The sequence below is a fragment of the Pedobacter sp. Bi27 genome (assembly GCF_918698255.1).
In the GTDB taxonomy this organism is placed as follows: Bacteria; Bacteroidota; Bacteroidia; order Sphingobacteriales; family Sphingobacteriaceae; genus Pedobacter.
The window spans coordinates 414915-431139 of the sequence record NZ_CAKKMW010000002.1; the positions used below are offsets into that span (position 1 = coordinate 414915).

The window sequence follows — 16225 nt, forward strand, 5'->3', positions numbered from 1 at the left end:
CAATTAATAATGAAAAATAGTATAAAAGTTTTCGCTCCGGCAACCGTTGCAAACGTAGTTTGTGGTTTCGATGTACTGGGTTTCGCTGTAAACGAACCTGGTGATGAAGTTGAAATGCGATTTACCGATACACCTGGTGTGGTGATCAAAAGAATTACTGGCGATGATGGCCGTTTGCCTTTAGATGCAGCAAAAAATACCGTAAGTGCCAGTGTTCAACATTATTTAAAGCATATAAACCGTTTGGATGTTGGTGTAGAAATTGAACTGCACAAGAAAATGCCTATTGGTAGTGGATTGGGCTCAAGCTCGGCCAGTACAGTAGCTGGTTTGTTTGCCATTAACAAATTAATGGGCGATTTATTGAGCACCAAAGAGCTGGTTCCTTTTGCCATGAAAGGCGAAGAACTTGCCTGTGGTTATGGCCATGCCGATAACGTTGCCCCTGCATTGTTGGGTGGTTTTGTACTGGTGAGAAGTTACGAACCGCTTGATGTGATTTCTTTACCTACGCCTGCTGGCACGTATGCGGCAATTGTTTATCCAGAAGTGGATGTGCCGACCAAAGATGCACGCCAAATGATCCGTAGTAAAGTAGCATTAAAAGATGCGGTTACCCAGTGGGGAAATGTTGCAGGTTTGGTGAGTGGATTGTTCATGAATGATTTTGATTTAATCGGAAGAAGCATGAAAGATGTTCTGGTAGAACCAACACGTTCGATCTTAATACCTGGTTTTGAAGAAATGAGAAAACTGGCGATGGAGAACGGCGCAATCGGCTTCGGAATTTCAGGTTCAGGCCCATCTGTTTTCGCATTAACCCAAGATGAAGAAACAGCCAGAAAAATAACAAAATCGCAACAGCAACATTTACATAAAATAAATATTAACAGCAAAGCTTTCGTATCTCCGGTTAACGCTGAAGGACCGAGAGTAATTTCTTAAGGCTGGAAGGTAGAAGGCTTAAGGCGTAGGATTGTACTCTGCGCCATAACCCTAAACCCTACACCCTAAACCCTAAACCTTAAAATGAAACTATACTCAACCAACAATAAAGATCTACGTGTTTCTTTCAAAGAAGCAGTTTTTAACAGCATGCCGCAGGATAAAGGCTTATATATGCCTGTTGAAATTCCACAGCTTGACCCCGAATTCATCCAGAATATAGAAAAATATTCTCTGCCTGAAATTGCTTACAAGGTAGCCTCAACTTTATTAAAAGAAGAGATCCCTTCAGATGATTTAAAAGCTTTAATTGATGATGCTATTAATTTTGAAGCTCCGGCTGTTAAATTAGATGACAAAACCTTTGTGCTCGAATTGTTCCGTGGTCCGTCTTTGGCCTTTAAAGATTTCGGCGCTCGTTTTATGAGTCGTGTGATGGCTTATTTCTTAAAAGACGGCGAACAACTTTTAGATGTTCTGGTTGCCACTTCTGGCGATACCGGTGGCGCAGTGGCTTTGGGTTTCTTGGGGGTGCCGAACACCAGAGTAACTATTCTATATCCAGAGGGAAAAGTGAGCCCGATACAGGAACTGCAGTTAACCACCAACGGCGAAAACATCAGAGCCGTTGAAGTCAAAGGTACTTTTGATGACTGCCAAACTTTGGTTAAACAAGCTTTTGCGGATGATGAGTTGAATGCAAAATTCAGATTGACTTCTGCCAATTCGATTAATATTTCGCGATTAATTCCGCAAACATTTTATTATTTCAATACTTACGCCCAACTGAAAAAGCAAGGTTTTAAAGACGTGGTGTTTTCAGTACCAAGTGGAAATTTCGGAAATATTGGTGCAGGTTTACTGGCCTATAAATTAGGATTACCTGTTAAACAGTTTATCGCTGCTACTAATGTTAACGATACCGTTCCACGCTTTTTAGACAGTGGCGTATATGAAACGAAACCATCTACACAAACCTACTCGAACGCGATGGATGTAGGTGCACCAAGCAATTGGGTACGCATTATGGATCTGTTTAATCAGGATGTAGAAGCCATCAAAAAGGTGGTTACCTCTTATCGTTTTACTGATGATGAAACATTGAAAGGGATCAAAGAAATTGACAGCAAGTTAAACTATGTAGCTTGTCCGCATACTGCGATTGCCTATTTAGCAGTTGAAAAATACAGGAACGAAAATCCTGCAGACGAAAGTGCCGCAGTTTTCTTATCTACAGCACATGCTTGTAAGTTCCCTGATATTTTCCCTGCAGATATTGCGGCTAAAATCGAAATCCCTGAACAGGTAAAAGCTTTAGAAAGTAAACCAAAACATGCTGATCAGTTAAGTGTGGATTTTGAAGGGTTTAAAAGTTATTTGCTTAAAGGATAGTAAGTAAAAATATACTTCTATTTCGAAAGTTCGTCATTCCCGCACAGGCGGGAATGACGAATCTATAAAACAATGTTCCCTATTTCATACTTCTCTGTGCATTCCTTTTTAAGTACTTCGAACAGTAAATACCGGACCAACTTAAAAAAACAGAGAATAAAAATCCCGACTTTCATCGGGATTCATTTTTACTTAGTGCTTTGCGATTTTAGCGTTTTCAGCTCGCGTTGCAGGGCTTCAATCTGTTGCTGTTGCTCCTTTATACTGGCAACCAAAAGCGGGACTAAACTTTCGTAATCTACCTTGGTAATAGTAGCATTTCTAAATGCGTTTTTACCTGATGCATAACTTTTTGCCTGTACTGAAACAATTTCAGGAACAGCTGTTTTAGCTTCAGTACCTACAAAACCATACTGCGGTTTGGCGGATAGCTTTAGTTTTTCTGCCCAGGTTTTATCATAATTAAAACTTACCGGTTGTAGCTTAGTTACCTGAATAAGGGCATTTTCTACCGGCTTAACATTATTTTGCACAACTTCTTGTGCACTGATTTTTAAAGAAGCAGCGATTAATAACACTGCAAATGAAATTGCTCGTTTCATATGTATTATTTTGAAATTTTAAAATAGACTGTTTGTTCTACAGGATCTGCAGAAAAAATAAACACAAAAATAAGTTTATATGGAGGGTGGTGGGGTTAAAACTTCAGGGAAGTAGGCCAATTGAAGAGAATAATCAGGAATAACCAACTTTTTTGAAGTTTGAAGTGGAAAATATAACGCTCCATGAAATGCGATCTGTTGCACCGCATATTCGGTTTCTACTTTCTTTTCTTCTTTCTCTGTTGCGTCATCGTTTGTAGATAAAACTTCAACATTATTGGTAGAATAGCTTAAATACGAAACCGCATGACTTACTTTTAAGAAAAAAGCTATCGCAATGCAGGCAATAAGTACATATTTAAGGCCATCTAATTTCATCGGTACAAAGATAAACGCTACAGCATTAAAACAATAATTTTAAGGTTAAAGTTCTGTAAGAATTTTAAGCATAACTGTCGTAGCCAACTCAACATCAGCGGCTGAGGTCCGCCAGTTTACAAAAGCAGCACGTATTCCTTTCTTCCCGTTATAAAATGTAGGGGTCATAAAAACTTTTCCGCCCGCGTTTAACTTATTCAGGAATGTTGCAACTAAACCTTCATCTGTCAACGAAAAACAAACGGTATTTAGACGTACGGGTGCCAACAACTCGAAGTTTGGATTTTCATTAATAAAATCTGCAAACTGTAAAGCCACTTCAACATTACTTTCCACAATTTCCTGATAACCTTGTTTTCCGTAGCTTGTTAAGGTAAACCATGCAGGTAAGGCCTTTAAACGGCGGGAATTTTCTGGCAAAAAATTTAAGTAACTGAAATTTTCCATCGGGTTGCCCAAATAAGCCGCATTAGAATTCTGAAAGGTTTCTACCTGTAACAATTGATATTTTTCTTTCACTAAAAATACGGCGTTTTCATAGGGTACATTTAGCCACTTATGGCAATCTATCGTAATACTGTCGGCATGCTCCCATCCTTTAACCAAATGATTATATTTTGGCGAACAAGCGGCAAAGCCACCAAAGGCTGCATCGATATGCCACCAGAAATTATATTTTTCTTTTAAGGTATTAATGGCTTCAAAATCATCAAAATCAACCGTATTTACTGTTCCGGCGCTGGAAATCAGAATGAAAGGTTCGCCATTTAAGGCTTGTATTTTTAGTTCAAGGTCGGCAATATCCAATGCTTCGCGATTACCCTGCATTACGTTTACCTGAATAAAATTGCCACTCCCCAAGCCAAGCATCGATAAGGATTTTATGGCTGATGAGTGCGGTGTAGCCGACAGTACATTTACCTTACCGGATATACCTTCTCTGGCAAAATCTTTCCCAAATTGTTTGCCAATCCATTGCCTGGCAACAGCTAGACAGGTAAAATTAGATAAGGTTGCACCTGTTACAAAACCACCAAAAAAATCTTTGGGCAGGTTAAACAATGAAAGTAATAACTGGATGGTTTCGAGTTCGATGATAGCCGAAATGTCGCCGTTACCTTTTGCGTTTTGCGTGTTTTGATCGTAGATAGTCGACAGCCAATCGCCAGCAATGGCGGCAGGTGTAGTACCTCCGGTTACGAAACCCCAGTACCTTGGACCAGACGAGGCCACCATAATGGGTTCAAAACGTTGATTAAATTGTTTTAAGGCTTCAAGTGTACCAAAACCCTGCTCACTTAAATCCCAAACAATCTCTGCTTCAGCAGAACTGGCCGTAGGCCGTTCATGAATTTGGTTTAAATAATCTATTCCCTGTTGTTTAACCTCTGTTAGGATGGCATCAAGGTTTTGTTGGTCGATATTTAGATTATTCATGATGATAATTTAAGTAATAAAGAAAATACGTCATTGCGAGGCACGAAGCAATCCTAAAGCGCTAGGTTAATTAGCGATCGTTGTAGGATTATTCATTTTGCAGTTGTTTTTAAAGGCATTCATGAGCTCACTTCGTTCGGTTATCTTCGTGCCTCCCAATGACGATGCTTTTTGATTAAAAAATAGCTTTCGCAATCTTTTTGGTTTGCTCGGGGCGGCCCATGGTATAAAAGTGTAGTACTGGAGCACCGAAATCAATCAGTTCTTTACATTGTTTAATCATCGCTTCGGTACCAATTTCTTTTGCCTCATTATTATTTTTAGCGTGCGATAGCGCATCCGTTAATTCATCAGGTAAATCGATGTGAAAAATCTTAGGCAGTACATTTAACTGCGATAAGGTACTAATCGGTTTCAAACCTGGTATAATTGGAATATTGATATCGTTTTCCCTGCATTTCTTTACAAAGTCGAAATACTTCTGGTTATCGAAGAACATCTGCGTAACAATAAACTCTGCTCCTGCTTCAACTTTCTTTTTCAGGTATTTGAAATCGGTACTCATGTTAGGCGCTTCGAAATGTTTTTCAGGATAGCCAGCCACGCCGATACAGAAATCGCTTTTAAAGGTTTCTACATCTTCGTGGAGAAATTTACCTTCATTATGATTCTTGATGTGCTCGATCAAATCTGTAGCATAACAATGTCCGCCAGGAGTTGGCACGAAATTCCCATCTGCCTTACGTGCATCGCCCCGCAAAGCCAACACGTTATCGATTCCCAAAAATTGTAAATCGATCAATGCATTTTCAGTTTCTTCCTTGGTAAATCCACCGCAAATGAGATGTGGAACGGCATCGACCTTATATTTATGGATAATAGCCGCACAAATGGCTATGGTTCCCGGACGCTTGCGATACGAAACCTTTTGGAGCAAACCATTGGCCTGTTCTTTATAAATGTAATCCTCGCGGAGCGAAGTTACATCGATAAAAGGAGGATTAAACTCTAATAATGGCTCTATCGCATCATAAATCCATTGTATACTTTGCCCTTTAATAGGCGGCAATAGTTCAAAAGAGAACAAGGTTTTACCCTTTGCGTTTTTTATATGGTCTGTAATCTTCATAACCTATTTCTGGGTGTCATGCTGAGTGCTAACGAGCATCTCTAACATTGTAGCAGTTCTTATTTCTGACGACTGCAAACATCAAAATTATATGTTCATCGTTTTGAGATCCTTCGCTTCACTCAGGATGACAAATCGACAATATTAATAAGCTAAATTTGGACTTAACCACCGCTCCACTTCTTCAACCGGCATATTCTTTCTGATGGCGTAATCTTCAATCTGATCTTTGGTGATTTTTCCTAATCCAAAATACCTCGAATCAGGGTGCGCGAAATAAAACCCACTTACCGCTGCTGTTGGATACATGGCATAACTTTCAGTTAAGTGCAATCCAATTTTATTCTCCGCATCAAGCAATTGGAATAAAGTTCCTTTTTCGGTGTGTTCCGGACAGGCAGGATAACCTGGTGCGGGACGAATACCTGCGTATTCTTCTTTAATCAATTCCTGGTTGCTCAGGTTTTCATCTTGTGCATACCCCCAGTATTCTTTACGCACACGTTCGTGCAAGCGTTCTGCGAAAGCTTCAGCTAAACGATCGGCCAATGCTTTAGCCATGATACTGTTGTAATCATCGTAATTGGATTCGAACTCATTTACCAGTTCATCAATCCCGATACCTGCGGTTACGGCAAAACCACCAAAATAATCCTGAATACCACTTTCTTTCGGTGCAATAAAATCAGACAAAGCATAATAAGGCTGCCCATCTACTTTTTCGGCCTGCTGACGGAGGGTGTGGATTTTGACTAGTTTGGAGTTTGGAGTTTGGAGTTTAGAGTCTCCCAACTCATCACTCTCAACTCTCAACTCGATGTCGTCTCCTACCGCATTTGCTGGCCAGAAACCGATTACGGCTCTTGCTGTTAACAGTTTTTCATCGAGGATGCGTTTTAATAAAGTCTGTGCATCATCAAAAAGCTTCTTCGCTTCGTCACCTACATTTTTATCGTCGAAAATTTTCGGATAACTGCCACGGAGCTCCCAGGTATGGAAAAACGGCGTCCAATCGATATAGGGAACCAATTCTTCTAATGGGTAATTATCAAAAACCCTTGTGCCTGTAAATTCCGGAACGGGTAGGTTTGGTTGAAAATCGATTTTAAATTTATTTGCACGTGCTTCTTCTAAGGTTTTAAAACGTTTATCCGATCGCTTATTTAAATGCGCTTCACGTGCTTTATCATATTCGGCCCTGATACCTGCAATGTACTCATCTCTTGTATCCGGGTTCATCAGGGTGCTGCAAACGGTAACACTTCTGGAAGCATCCAATACGTGGATAGCAGGACCTGAATAATTTGGCGCTACTTTTACAGCAGCATGGATTCTTGAAGTAGTTGCCCCACCGATAATTAAGGGAATGGTAAAGCCTTCGCGTTCCATTTCTTTGGCAAAATGAACCATTTCATCCAATGATGGTGTAATCAATCCACTTAAACCAATAATATCCGCTTTTATTTCTTTGGCTTTTTTGATGATTTCCTGCGCAGGAACCATCACGCCCATATCAACAATTTCGAAGTTATTACAAGCCAATACTACGCCTACAATATTTTTTCCAATATCGTGCACATCACCTTTTACGGTGGCCATTAAAACTCTTCCTGCAGATGAATTTTGATCCTGATCGGGATTATCCAGCTTTTCCTGTTCAATAAATGGCAATAAATAGGCTACAGCTTTTTTCATTACCCTTGCCGATTTTACCACCTGAGGCAGGAACATTTTGCCGGCTCCGAATAGATCCCCAACAATGTTCATCCCGTCCATCAATGGCCCTTCGATTACCTGAATCGGTCGGGCATATTTTTGTCTGGCTTCTTCCACATCATCATCCAGGTATTCTACAATTCCCTTTACTAAAGAATGAGATAACCGCTCTTCAACAGCGCCTTTTCTCCACTCTTCATCTTTAACCACCTCTTTACCTTTCGATTTTACGGTATCGGCATATTCTACCAAACGCTCTGTAGCATCGTCTCTTCGGTTTAAGAGTACATCTTCTACCCTTTCTAACAATTCGGGTGGAATTTCCTGATAAACCTCCAACATCCCTGCATTTACGATTCCCATGTCTAAACCAGCCTGAATGGCGTGATAAAGGAATGCGGAGTGCATGGCTTCGCGAACGGTGTTATTCCCCCTGAAAGAGAAAGAAATATTGGAAACCCCACCGCTCACTTTAGCATGAGGTAGGTTTTCTTTGATCCAGCGGGTGGCATTTATAAAGTCGACAGCATAATTATTATGCTCTTCTAATCCGGTTGCAACGGTTAAAATGTTCGGATCGAAAATAATATCCTCTGGCGGGAAACCAATTTCGTGCACCAGAATATCGTAACTTCTTTTACAGATTTCTTTTCTGCGCTCGTAATTATCGGCCTGTCCCTGCTCATCAAAAGCCATTACTACTACCGCAGCACCGTATTGCATAATTTTGCGTGCACTTTCGCGGAATTTCTCCTCCCCTTCTTTTAGTGAAATAGAGTTTACAATTCCTTTTCCCTGCAAACATTTTAAGCCATTTTCAATAACCGACCATTTGGATGAATCGACCATGATTGGCAATTTGGCAATATCAGGTTCAGAGGCAATGAGATTTAAGAATTTGGTCATGGCTGCTTCCGAATCCAACATTCCCTCATCCATGTTCACATCAATTATCTGCGCACCGCCTTCAACCTGTTGCAGGGCAACGGCCAGTGCAGCTTCGTAATCGCCACCCAAAATCAGTTTAGAGAATTTGGGAGATCCGGTGATATTTGTTCTTTCACCAATATTTACAAAAATGCTTTCTGGAGTGATGGTTACGGGTTCCAATCCGCTTAAACGCATATAAGGTTCAAGAACCGGTATTTTCCGCGGCTCAGCTTTTCGCGCATTTTTGGCAATACAGCCAATATGCTCTGGTGTGGTACCACAACAGCCACCCACAATATTCACAAAACCAGATGCAATAAAGTCATCAACCAAATGTGCCGTTTCATGTGGCTGTTCATCATAAGCGCCAAACTCGTTTGGTAAACCTGCATTTGGATAGGCCGAAACATAACAGCCTGCTTTTGCTGCAAGTTCCTCAATATGCGGACGCATTTCTTTAGCACCCAAAGCACAGTTAAAACCGATACTTAATGGTTTTGCATGCATTACAGAGTTTAAAAAAGCTTCGGCAGTTTGACCTGAAAGTGTTCTTCCGGAGGCATCGGTAATGGTACCAGAAATCATGATCTCCAGTTTACGGCCAATTACCTCTTCATATTTTTTTATGGCTACAATAGCCACTTTAGCATTTAAAGTATCGAAAATGGTTTCGATTAATAATACATCAGAACCACCATCTACCAAACCACGCACCTGCTCATAATAAGCTGCTTCAAGCTCATCAAAATAGACTGCCCTAAAACCAGGATCGTTTACATTCGGCGACATGGAAAGGGTACGGTTGGTTGGGCCAATAGCACCGGCCACAAAACATTTACGGTCTGGATTTGCAGCCATGAACTCATTTACGGCTTCCTTTGCCACCCGCGCACCTTCAAAACTCATTTCGTAAGAAAGGTCTTCCATCTGGTAATCGGCCATGGAAATGCGCTGTGTACTGAACGTGTTGGTTTCGATAATATCGGCACCAGCGGCCAGGTACTCCAGGTGTATGGTTTTAATAATATCCGGACGTGTGATGTTGAGCAAATCATTATTGCCTTTTACATCACAGGGATGGTTTTTAAATCGCTCCCCTCTAAAATCTTCTTCGGTTAAGGTATATCGCTGAATCATGGTACCCATTGCACCATCAATCACCAAAATACGTTTTTCTAATTCTTCTCTTATGCTCATCTGTTGTTATTAGTAACAAGCAGTTAGTATCAAGTATCAATATTAATGATAGATCGAACTAACTTTAGATAAAAGCAAAGTATAAACAAATCTGTCTTGATACTTGATACTTAATACCCAATACTTATATGGCTTATTTAAAAAGTTGGTACGTGAATCGTAATCCTAAACTTATCTGTTTCCGCTATTTGCAGAATAGAATTTAGCACCTTGTATGGTTACAGGTTGCTAAGACTTCGTTGGGTCTAATCCCTCCGTCTTTCTTAATAAGCATACAAAAATGCAACAAAGCAACATCAATTCCAAAATTTATCGCTTTGCTACCAAATAAAATTACAAAGGCCATGCAATTCTGCACGGCCTTAAGAATATTGTTCTGTTTTTGAGGTTTACCTTCTGTTACCGAAAATACGCAATAGCGACAAAAACAAGTTGATAAAAGTAATGTAGAGGGACAGTGCACCCATGATTGCTAATTTTTTGCTTTCATTTACGCCTAAAGTGTTGCCATTTTCATCTAATCCTTCGCCTATCCTTTTAAGCTCCTGAACCTTATATGCAGTCAATGCAGTAAAAATTGCTACTCCGATAAATCCCATGATGTAACCTAATGTTGAGCTCCCCAAAAACATATTGATTACGCTAATGATCACCAAACCGATTACACCAGCAAATAATATAGGACCAAATTTACTTAAATCGGTATCTGTGGTATATCCCATTACCGCCATTACTGCAAATATTGCGGCGGCCGCAGCAAAACTAATTACAACTGATGGCAAAGAATAGGTTAACAAGATAAAGCTGAGCATTACTCCGGTTAATATAGAATAAAGCAAAAATACGCCGATTAACGTCTGATAAGACATTCGTTGCATACCAGCACCCATTAAGAATACCAGCCCGAGTGGGGCAAATATTGCAATATAGCCTAAAACAGTAAAGCCACCTTTACCAGTTTGAGGATTATAAGATAAAAGATAGTCCAATACCGCTGGTGTACTTGCGATAAAATAAGCTGCAACTGTGGAAACAGCTAATGCTACAAACATCCATAAGAAAACATTCCCAAAGAAACGTTTAGATGCAGATCTTTCCTGTACAAAAACACTGTCCTTTTGATATTGATAATTTTGTTGTTCCATTTTAAATTTTGTGTATTTAACTATATAAAAATAAATATTTAGTTTAATCTTTTTGTCAGCAATTCTTCAACTTTTTTAAAGAATTGTAGCGGTTTTAATGTGCGCCATGGCAGATTATCAAATGCACCACCAAAGTTAATGTAATAATCGATGTTATTATCGCGAAACTCGGTGATTACGTGTTCCTGAAAATTCACCCCAACAATCCAGCCATCTTCTACTTCCTGAAACCACTCTTCGTAATAACTGTCATCAGAGGCATGAAAATTCAGTATATTTTCACCGATCAGGATAAATTTATTAATGCCTTCATCCATCATCATCTCTAAAATATCGCGTTTCAGCAGCATAATGTCGTTGTTAATGGCATCGTTCCACTCGCCTATAAATTCTATAACCGCATAACTGCGATCATAATCGGCGTATAACACCTTCATGTATAAGGTATTCGAACCAAACTCGTCCCATTGGGGGTGAAGTAAAAAATTGTAAATCTGCTTATCGAAGTAAAGTTCTGAATATTCGGTATTGTAAAACGGCGAACGCTCATCTTCTGCCGAAATATAATCATCTCTCCACTGGTAATAAGGCTCAATTTCGTGCATACTCTTTTTTAATTATTGAATGAGTGAGTTTTGAATGATTGAATGATAATGCTATTCTTTCATGCTATCATTCACTAATTCTTTCCTTCAATCCTTCATCCTTCTCTCATTTCTTAGTGTCCTGCTTCAACTGCTTTACGTACACTTCCATAACGGGTTAACAACTCAGCTGCTTCATCGTAACCTATATTTAGCTCATCGGCCACCATTTGTGTACCGCGGTCTACGAGTTTATGATTGGTTAACTGCATATCGACCATTTTATTGCCAACTACACGCCCCAACTGAACCATAACGGTGGTGCTTAACATATTTAACACCATTTTTTGCGCCGTACCAGATTTCATGCGGGTAGAGCCGGTTACAAACTCAGGGCCAACCACCACTTCAACCGGAAAATCCGATTCTGCAGCAATAGGTCCGCCGGTATTACAAACGATGCAACCTGTTAAAATACCATGCTTACGTGCTGTGTTTAATCCGCCGATTACATAAGGCGTAGTACCTGACGCTGCCAGGCCAACCAAACAATCTTTCTCGTTAATTTCAAATTCCTGAAGATCTTTCCAGGCTTGTTCGGCATCATCTTCAGCAAATTCTACCGCTCTTCTAATGGCTGTATCTCCACCGGCAATAATTCCAACAACCCAATCAAAAGGAACACCATATGTAGGTGGGCATTCTGATGCGTCTACTACACCTAAACGACCACTTGTACCCGCACCTATATAAAAGAGACGGCCACCTTTTTTCATTCGCTCGGCCACTGCCGATGTTAATTTTTCGATCTGAGGCAAAGATTTTTCAACTGCAAATGCTACAGTTTTATCTTCGTTATTAATGCCCTGCAAAACTTCTAACACCGACATCTGATCGATGTGGTTATAGTTAGATTCTTGCTCGGTAACTCTATTCATAAATTTAATTTTGATAAAATTCGGTAAATTCTTTCTAAAAACTACCCTAAAAACCCAAAAATATCTGTCTTAAATTTCAACCTATGGCTCCATTGCATTAATTAATGTTAAATATTATAAACAAAAGACATGAAAATGCAGTTAAAAAATATATCAACTCGCTAATTTTCATAAATTTGCAGTAACGCTGATGAAAAAAAATACCCGAAATAACATACTGATCGCTGCAAGCTATTCTGTAATTTTAATAGTGGGTATGTTTTTGGGCATAAAATTTATTAAAGATCAAGGCTTTGGCGTTAAAAAGAGCCCTCAACTTGCCAGCAACAGCGATGAGAAATTAAATGAGATCTTACACATCATCAACGGTAATTATGTTGATGACATCAATACCGATTCGCTTCAAAACTTACCCATAGACAGCGTTCTGCACCAACTCGATCCACATAGTGTTTACCTGCCGCCAACCGATGCGCAGGATATGACCGATAACCTGGAAGGAAACTTTGAGGGTGTGGGCATAGAATATTATATGCTTAACGATACCATGATGGTTACCGGCGTGGTTAAAGATGGCCCGGCTTATCAGGCGGGGATAAAATTAGGCGATAAAATTCTGAGTATCGATACAGCAGTTGTAAGTGGGAGAAACTTACCAAAAGACCAACTTACCGGTCGTTTTAAAGGCAGGTCTGGAACAGGTGTTAGCGTGGTGCTTTTACATCCAGGTGCACCGCAAAGTAACCGCATTATGGTTACGCGAGGCAAAGTAAACATCAGCAGTATCGATGCCGCTTATATGATCAATAACGAAACAGGTTATGTACGGATCAGCAAGTTTGGCGCCAATACCGATAACGACTTCTCAGTTGCAGCCAATAACCTGAAAGCAAGGGGCATGAAAAAACTGATTCTTGACTTGCGCGATAATGGAGGGGGTTATTTTACGGCAGCTACAGGCTTGGCCGATCAGTTTTTAGCAGAGAACAAACTTATTGTATATACACAGGGTAAACATGAGCCACGTACCGATTATTTTTCTACGGGCACCGGCGCTTTTCAAAATGGCAAACTGGCCATCTTGATTAATGAAAATACCGCTTCGGCCAGCGAAATTGTTGCTGGAGCCATCCAGGATCTGGGACGCGGAATTATTGTTGGCCGCCGTTCTTTTGGTAAAGGCTTGGTACAAGAGCAATTTGCTTTTGGCGACGGCTCTGCATTGAACTTAACCATCGCTAGATATTACACACCATCTGGTCGTAGTATCCAAAAATCGTATAAAAAAGGTTACGATGCCTACAAACATGAATTAGACGAACGCATGATGGACGGAGAGCTTACCGGAGACCGGACCTCTTTTCAAGATTCTATTGAAAAAACAGAAGGCGTAAATATTCAGCCCAACAGAAAAGTTAAACCGATTGGCGGTATCCAGCCAGATGTATTTGTAAAATTAGACACGAGTGGATACAATAAGTTTTACAGCAATTTAGTAAGCAAAAAAGTGCTTTCTGATTATGTATTTAATGTACTTACCAATAAGTATAGTGCCAGTTTTGTAGAGCAGAATATCAACATTTTCACTATAAATGATAACGACTTTAAAGACTTTATCGGATATCTTCAACGCAAAAATGTAGCGATAGACCGTTTTCAATTGTATAATTCGAAAAATGTGATTCTGAATGATTTAAAAGCTTTGCTTTGCCGTTATTATCTGGGCGATGTAGGCTATTACAAGGCTGCAAACCAAACCGACAACGCCGTAAGACAAGCGCTACTTAACCTTCAATAGCCATATTTTATATGCTATGGCGGATGAATCCAGATGCTAAAAAGAATTTTAATTTCACAAATACAACACATCCAAACATAATATTCTTAATTTAACACAAACCATAAAACTATATTTTGTTTTATTAATTTTGCCAGCAAATCATATTTTTTATGGAAGCGAGCAAATTAAAGGAAAAGGACCAACAAGTATTAAATGATCTATTAGAGAACGTTAAGAAACAGACCGATTTATTCTTAGGTTATCCCGTTTCAAAGGACTTTGATTATCAATCACTTTCAGATTTTTTAAAATATCCGATGAACAACCTGGGCGATCCTTTTGTTACTTCAACCTATGCCGTAGGCTCACGTGAACTCGAAAAAGAAGTAGTCCAGTTTTTTGCCGAACTTTTCCGTGCCCCTACAGATAACTGGTGGGGTTATGTAACCAATGGCGGCTCAGAAGGAAATCTTTATGGCTTGTATCTTGCCCGCGAATTACATCCAAAAGGAATGGTTTATTACTCTGAAGCTACACATTATAGTGTGCAAAAGAACCTGCACTTACTCAACATGTCAAATATCGTTATCCGTACCCAGGAAAATGGAGAAATTGATTACGAAGACCTTGAACACACCATAAGGATGAACCGTCACATGCCTGTTATCATTATGGCCAATATTGGCACCACCATGACCGAAGCCCGTGACGATGTGGCCAAAATTAAAAGCATCTTAAAAAAACTGGCTATCCAACATTATTATATCCATGCCGATGCTGCACTTTCTGGCACCTATAGTGCGTTGATTGAACCCAGACCAGCATTCGACTTTGAAGATGGCGCAGACAGCATCGCCATTAGCGGTCACAAGTTTTTTGGCTCGCCGATGCCTTGCGGTGTAGTAGTTGCCAAAAAATCGAACCGGGATCGGATTGCCCGTTCGGTGGCTTACATCGGAAGTGTTGATACCACCATTACCGGATCTAGAAATGGCCATAGCCCCTTATTTTTATGGCACACCATTAAACGTTTGGGTATAACAGGTTTAAAAACCAGGGCCATGCACAGTTTAGCAACTGCAGCTTATACCGAACAAAAACTTAAAGCGCTGGGTATTGCTGCATGGCGAAACACGAATGCCATAACTGTAAACTTCCCTACCCCATCTGCAACAATTTGTAAAAAATGGCAACTGGCAGCTGAACAGGGAAATTCTCATATCATCTGCATGCCTAACGTAACCCAAGCGCATGTCGATCTTCTGATTACCGACCTGAAAGCAGAAATTGTGTTGCAGGATTAACGCGATGCAAACATTTTAATGACCCTGATGTTTAATAACGATGCAAATCTGGTATCCACATTAAACATATTTATATGAAAATAATAATTGTAGGCGCGACAGGCACGTTGGGCACAAAAGTAGCTGAAACTTTCGCACAAAAACATGAGATCATCCGTGTAGGAAATACCAAAGGTGACGTTCAGGTAGATATTACCAATGAAGCATCGATTAAAACCATGTTTGAGCAGATTGGTGCTTTTGATGCCCTGATCAGTACCAGTGGAAAAGGTCCTTTTGCTCCTGTAAGCCAGATGACGGGTGAAGTATTTAAGCGTGGCTTATTGGACAAACTATTGGGTCAGGTTAACCTCGTGCTTATTGGTCAGCATTACATTAATAAAGGTGGCTCACTTACCCTAACTTCGGGCATATTGGCTGATCATCCTGTTGCGGCAGGTGCCGCACTAAGCGCAATAAATGGAGGATTAAATTCTTTTGTTCTCGCTGCTGCTCCAGAACTTGAAAATGGGGTTCGTATAAATGCCATCAGTCCCAACGTGGTTGAAGATTCGCCTGCTTATTTTGATTCTTTTCCTGGCGAAATTCCTGTTAGTATGGAGAAAGTAGTTAAAGCTTACGAGAAAAGTGTGCTGGGTATTGTAACCGGACAGGTAATAAAGGTTTATTAATTACGCTAGACATTTTTTTTAACAAAAGCTTGTTCTAAAATTTTGGCTATTCAAAACCCAATGCTTTATATTAGTCC

The 16225-nt window shown here is 40.0% G+C and carries 13 protein-coding genes and 1 riboswitch; of the genes, 5 read left to right on the plus strand and 8 right to left on the minus strand.

The genetic code is table 11. From position 1 onward, the window contains the following. Positions 1–9: 9 nt before the first annotated feature. Together LQ227_RS07150 and thrC are read left to right on the plus strand one after the other, a co-directional pair. Positions 10–945 (plus strand): homoserine kinase, encoded by a 936-nt coding sequence (locus LQ227_RS07150; protein WP_230148870.1) that lies wholly within the window; start codon positions 10–12, stop codon positions 943–945. A gap of 84 nt (positions 946–1029) precedes the next feature. Next, positions 1030–2337, plus strand: a complete 1308-nt coding sequence (thrC, locus tag LQ227_RS07155; protein WP_230148873.1) for a threonine synthase — start codon at positions 1030–1032, stop codon at positions 2335–2337. A gap of 188 nt (positions 2338–2525) precedes the next feature. Here thrC and LQ227_RS07160 read toward each other — a convergent pair whose 3' ends face one another. The 8 genes from LQ227_RS07160 to murQ all read right to left on the minus strand — a co-directional run bounded on the left by LQ227_RS07160 (position 2526) and on the right by murQ (position 12393). Next, positions 2526–2939 (minus strand): tail fiber domain-containing protein, encoded by a 414-nt coding sequence (locus tag LQ227_RS07160; RefSeq protein WP_230142274.1) that lies wholly within the window; start codon positions 2937–2939, stop codon positions 2526–2528. A 75-nt stretch (positions 2940–3014) separates the two neighbouring features. Continuing rightward, positions 3015–3317, minus strand: a complete 303-nt coding sequence (locus LQ227_RS07165; protein WP_230142276.1) for a hypothetical protein — start codon at positions 3315–3317, stop codon at positions 3015–3017. A gap of 45 nt (positions 3318–3362) precedes the next feature. Further along, complete coding sequence (locus tag LQ227_RS07170; protein WP_230148875.1) at positions 3363–4754, minus strand: pyridoxal-dependent decarboxylase; 1392 nt, start codon at positions 4752–4754, stop codon at positions 3363–3365. 175 nt (positions 4755–4929) lie between these two features. Then, entirely contained in the window at positions 4930–5883 is a 954-nt protein-coding gene (gene metF, locus LQ227_RS07175) for a methylenetetrahydrofolate reductase [NAD(P)H] (RefSeq protein WP_108197393.1), read from the minus strand. Positions 5884–6027: 144 nt separating this feature from the next. Continuing rightward, on the minus strand, positions 6028–9726 hold the full coding sequence (metH, locus tag LQ227_RS07180) for a methionine synthase (RefSeq protein WP_230148877.1): 3699 nt from the start codon (positions 9724–9726) through the stop codon (positions 6028–6030). Between the two features lie 168 nt (positions 9727–9894). Continuing rightward, positions 9895–9999, minus strand: a riboswitch (SAM riboswitch). Between the two features lie 116 nt (positions 10000–10115). Beyond that, positions 10116–10871, minus strand: a complete 756-nt coding sequence (locus LQ227_RS07185; protein WP_230148878.1) for a Bax inhibitor-1/YccA family protein — start codon at positions 10869–10871, stop codon at positions 10116–10118. 38 nt (positions 10872–10909) lie between these two features. Further along, on the minus strand, positions 10910–11476 hold the full coding sequence (locus tag LQ227_RS07190) for a hypothetical protein (RefSeq protein ID WP_230142287.1): 567 nt from the start codon (positions 11474–11476) through the stop codon (positions 10910–10912). 113 nt (positions 11477–11589) lie between these two features. Next, on the minus strand, positions 11590–12393 hold the full coding sequence (gene murQ / locus LQ227_RS07195) for an N-acetylmuramic acid 6-phosphate etherase (RefSeq protein WP_131028100.1): 804 nt from the start codon (positions 12391–12393) through the stop codon (positions 11590–11592). Positions 12394–12583: 190 nt separating this feature from the next. Here murQ and LQ227_RS07200 point away from each other — a divergent pair, with 190 nt between their 5' ends. The 3 genes from LQ227_RS07200 to LQ227_RS07210 all read left to right on the plus strand — a co-directional run bounded on the left by LQ227_RS07200 (position 12584) and on the right by LQ227_RS07210 (position 16148). Then, positions 12584–14191, plus strand: coding sequence for a S41 family peptidase (locus LQ227_RS07200; protein WP_230142289.1), 1608 nt, complete (start codon positions 12584–12586; stop codon positions 14189–14191). Between the two features lie 152 nt (positions 14192–14343). Further along, positions 14344–15477, plus strand: coding sequence for a histidine decarboxylase (locus LQ227_RS07205; RefSeq protein WP_230142290.1), 1134 nt, complete (start codon positions 14344–14346; stop codon positions 15475–15477). Positions 15478–15551: 74 nt separating this feature from the next. After that, positions 15552–16148 (plus strand): short chain dehydrogenase, encoded by a 597-nt coding sequence (locus LQ227_RS07210; protein WP_230148879.1) that lies wholly within the window; start codon positions 15552–15554, stop codon positions 16146–16148. The last annotated feature ends 77 nt before the right edge of the window (positions 16149–16225 follow it).

Coding starts and splice junctions, on each gene's coding strand:
- LQ227_RS07160 (WP_230142274.1), bottom strand. CDS start 2,939: ATGAAACGAGCAATTTCATTTGCAGTGTTATTAATCGCTGCTTCTTTA.
- LQ227_RS07190 (WP_230142287.1), bottom strand. CDS start 11,476: ATGCACGAAATTGAGCCTTATTACCAGTGGAGAGATGATTATATTTCG.
- metF (WP_108197393.1), bottom strand. CDS start 5,883: ATGAAGATTACAGACCATATAAAAAACGCAAAGGGTAAAACCTTGTTC.
- murQ (WP_131028100.1), bottom strand. CDS start 12,393: ATGAATAGAGTTACCGAGCAAGAATCTAACTATAACCACATCGATCAG.
- LQ227_RS07185 (WP_230148878.1), bottom strand. CDS start 10,871: ATGGAACAACAAAATTATCAATATCAAAAGGACAGTGTTTTTGTACAG.
- LQ227_RS07205 (WP_230142290.1), top strand. CDS start 14,344: ATGGAAGCGAGCAAATTAAAGGAAAAGGACCAACAAGTATTAAATGAT.
- LQ227_RS07150 (WP_230148870.1), top strand. CDS start 10: ATGAAAAATAGTATAAAAGTTTTCGCTCCGGCAACCGTTGCAAACGTA.
- LQ227_RS07210 (WP_230148879.1), top strand. CDS start 15,552: ATGAAAATAATAATTGTAGGCGCGACAGGCACGTTGGGCACAAAAGTA.
- LQ227_RS07165 (WP_230142276.1), bottom strand. CDS start 3,317: ATGAAATTAGATGGCCTTAAATATGTACTTATTGCCTGCATTGCGATA.
- LQ227_RS07200 (WP_230142289.1), top strand. CDS start 12,584: ATGAAAAAAAATACCCGAAATAACATACTGATCGCTGCAAGCTATTCT.
- LQ227_RS07170 (WP_230148875.1), bottom strand. CDS start 4,754: ATGAATAATCTAAATATCGACCAACAAAACCTTGATGCCATCCTAACA.
- metH (WP_230148877.1), bottom strand. CDS start 9,726: ATGAGCATAAGAGAAGAATTAGAAAAACGTATTTTGGTGATTGATGGT.
- thrC (WP_230148873.1), top strand. CDS start 1,030: ATGAAACTATACTCAACCAACAATAAAGATCTACGTGTTTCTTTCAAA.